Below are 3,251 nucleotides of genomic sequence, written 5' to 3'. Positions count from 1 at the left end.
TTTAATCCCCAATCTATCTATTAAATATTGTGTTTCCTCAATGACACATTATGTTACAATTCTAACTTATCTTTTCTATTCTTAGCAAGATTTCTCTTTTTAAGCTGTTCAATTTTTTTATAATTATTATCTAATTTTTCTTTGAAATTTTCAAATGGGTTTTCTGAATTTAAACCATCAATTACATAATAATTATGAACATCTAGAATTAAATCTAACATTTCATCATAACACTCTCTAGGCATTTTAACTGTTTTATTATTAACCATTTTAACTTCATCAGAATCCCATTCAGTAATAGGTTCAACTGAATTATTTATTTTTTCTAATTTATAAATTACTTTATTTTTAATATCAGCTTTGGTTTTTAACTCTTTTCTAGCTTTTTTATAAAAATCTAACTCTCTTCCATACTTTATTTCTTGCTCTTTAGCTTCATTTATTTCATGAGCCAGTTTCTTTTTATAGTCTAAACTCTTAGTGTGACTTTCCTTTGTTTCCTCCTTTGACACACCTCTCTCTAGGTTGTATCCGTTTGCCTTGCAATGCTTATTAAATTGGTCCTGTAACTCGCTGTGTTGTTTTCTTCCGTTAAGAATATCTCTAGCACAAAGACGACCATCAGAGGTTATAGGGGTAAATCCAAAGTGCATATGTGGAGTGCTTTCATCAAGATGAACTGTTGCATATAAAATATTGTCTTTGCCAAATCTTTTTTTTACAAACTCTAATGAATTTTCAAAGAACTCTTTAACCTGATCCATGTCCATTGAATCAAAGAAATCTTTATCAGAAGTAATAACACCATACATATGTTGAACCTGATTATTACCTACTTTTCGCTTACTTTTTTTGTTTTCAGTTATCTTATTATCAATCATTTCAAGATAATTAATATTCTTATCATTTACTAAATCATAATTCAAATAACTTTTTGACAAATCTATATCTTTATTTGAATAATTTTTATTTTCTCTTTGATTATGTCTTTGATGTCCAATAGAATTAGCTTTACTGGTTGCTCTTTCAATTCTAATTATTGAATAACTCATTATTTATATTTTACTCCTTAGTTTTATGTATTTATGAACATTATAACCCCAAAGGGTCACAAATGTCCAACTCACTGGACTTTTTTACTTTGTATAAAAAAGGTGAGCCATTGCATGGAGCTTTAAAACCTAAGACCTTAGTCCCTTTTGAAAAAGGGCTAAAACCCCAAAACTAAGCATGGGGCAATTGCCCCAAACCCCATCACTCGGCGTTAGCCAAGCCCCTACTTTGTAGGAGCATTTCACAAGTGTAGAGCTTTCATTTCATCAAGGAGCTTTCTCGGCATATTCTCACTCACTGCGTTTCGCTGCGATATTCCAAGCTCTCCTTGATTACATTCTCAGCTCGTAGTTGCCCTCTATTAGCTTTTTAAATTAAGTTTATGTATATTTTATCGTTTCGTTAAATTAGAAACGGCTAGAAACGAAGTCAGAGGTGGAGATTTAAAAAATTTTCAGCTTTAGCGTTTTGAAAAATTTTTAAATACTACCTTGATGAAGTGTATAGCCACACACTTTGGCTAAGCTCCACCCACTTTACGTGGTGTGGGGTTGCCCTCGGCGAGTGTGGGGGTTTGGGGGCAAAGTCCCCATAGGTAAAAGTTTTTTGGGTTTGGCAATTTTTCAAAAATGCCAAGGTCTTAAAACCGTAGGTCGCCGAAGGCTCTAAAGTCGTATATATAATAATAAAGAGCTAATTTGTAAAAAAATAGGTTCTAGATATTGGTGTTACTTTATTTGAACCACTTTAGACCATTCCTGGTATTGAGGAGTAGTATTCCTGGTATTGAGGAATGACATTCCTGGTATTGAGGAGTAGCATTCCTCAATATTCAGTATTACTGAATATTGAGGAATGTTTTTAACTTGATTTACTTAAAACATTCCTGTATAATTTATAATACTATTACACGTAAGAGGGGAATGTTTTTTTATGAGTGCAACTATTAGAAAAATTAACCAGATGATAGAAAAAACAACTATTGATGAAAATGGCAATAAATTAAAAACTGAAACAAATACAGTTTATTCATTCCAAAATGAACCACCATATGTAAAAATGTATTTAGATACAATTCTCTACTTAAAAGACCTTCCAAAAGGTCATAATCCAATATTAATGGCAATTTTAAAAAGATTACCTTGGGCAAATCAAGACCAAGATATTGCTTTAAATGCTGGAATTAAAAGAAAAATTGCAACAGAGGTTGGTTGCTCCGTTTCTAAAGTTAATAATGCAATAACAGACCTTGTAAAAGGCGATGTTTTATTTAGAACAGAAGTTGGTGTTTATAAAGTAAATCCTCATTTATTCGGAAGAGGAGAATGGAATGATATTGCAAAATTAAGGCTTGAGGTAACTTTTGATTCAAATGGAAAAACTATTTTAGGAACTATTGAGAAAAATTCTAAAATATAGAGTTTTAATTTAAAAAATATTTAGGAGAGTGTTATATGAAAATTGATATAATTCAAAGTGATTTATATACATTATATGAGACAAAATGTTCTTCAAATGTACCATTTTATGCCAAGCAATTAGATTGGGATTATGCATATGTAAGAGTAGATAAATTTATTAATGGTATAGCAATAGGATCATATTTCAATCACCCAACTACATATAAAAATAGAAAAAATGATATTATCTTTAAATCTAGAAGTATTTGTTGGTCTATAATAAGTACTGAAGAAGCTAAAAACTTAGATATTGAATATCTTGGAGAATAATATAAAAAAGCATGATTTAATCATGCTTTTTTATTACAATAAATCATCATAATAACCATTTATTATTCTAGAAATGGTTTTAATGCTCATCTTTGTTTCTGTCGAGGTAACACGATAATTATATCCACTTCTTATCATGTTTTTAACTTCAATTACTTTTTCTTTAGTAACTTTCTTCTTTGGTGGTTTTAAGTTTGGGTTATATTCTTTTAATTCTTTGTTTAAGTCATCAATTTTAAATTCTAACTTAGTAGTATAAGATTCAATATCCTTGATATTTTTTTCTAAATACTCTAAGCTCCTCGATTTTATTTCTAATAATTCACTACTTCTTAAGTAATCTTCTTTTAATCTAGCTATTTCATTTTTTAATTCTTCATTTATTCTTTTTAACTCAAAATTATCATCAGCCATATTTTTATATAGAGTCTTATAATCTGTTGTATCTAATATATTTTTAAAAGCCAT

General features: G+C 29.3%; 4 protein-coding genes. 2 read left to right on the top strand and 2 right to left on the bottom strand.

Annotation, left to right across the window (positions count from 1 at the left end; translation table 11 throughout):
* Positions 1-53: 53 nt before the first annotated feature.
* Entirely contained in the window at positions 54-1,052 is a 999-nt protein-coding gene (mobV, locus tag NWE74_RS19075) for a MobV family relaxase (protein ID WP_258244644.1), read from the bottom strand.
* A 934-nt stretch (positions 1,053-1,986) separates the two neighbouring features.
* On the opposite strand from mobV, the gene NWE74_RS19070 reads away from it, so the two are divergent.
* Both NWE74_RS19070 and NWE74_RS19065 read left to right on the top strand, forming a co-directional pair.
* On the top strand, positions 1,987-2,472 hold the full coding sequence (locus NWE74_RS19070) for a replication/maintenance protein RepL (RefSeq protein WP_258244643.1): 486 nt from the start codon (positions 1,987-1,989) through the stop codon (positions 2,470-2,472).
* A 35-nt stretch (positions 2,473-2,507) separates the two neighbouring features.
* Positions 2,508-2,783 carry a hypothetical protein gene (locus NWE74_RS19065; RefSeq protein ID WP_258244642.1) on the top strand — a complete coding sequence of 92 codons (276 nt, stop codon included), beginning with the start codon at positions 2,508-2,510 and terminating at the stop codon, positions 2,781-2,783.
* Between the two features lie 33 nt (positions 2,784-2,816).
* Here the strand turns inward: NWE74_RS19065 and NWE74_RS19060 are convergent.
* Positions 2,817-3,251 (bottom strand): hypothetical protein (locus tag NWE74_RS19060; protein WP_330666452.1); only part of this gene is annotated, 435 nt, incomplete at its 5' end.

The sequence above is a fragment of the Romboutsia lituseburensis genome, from assembly GCF_024723825.1.
GTDB lineage: Bacteria > Bacillota > Clostridia > Peptostreptococcales > Peptostreptococcaceae > Romboutsia_F > Romboutsia_F lituseburensis_A.
The sequence above is the reverse complement of the archived record's forward strand: the minus strand, read 5'-3'. Positions and strand labels throughout refer to the sequence as shown.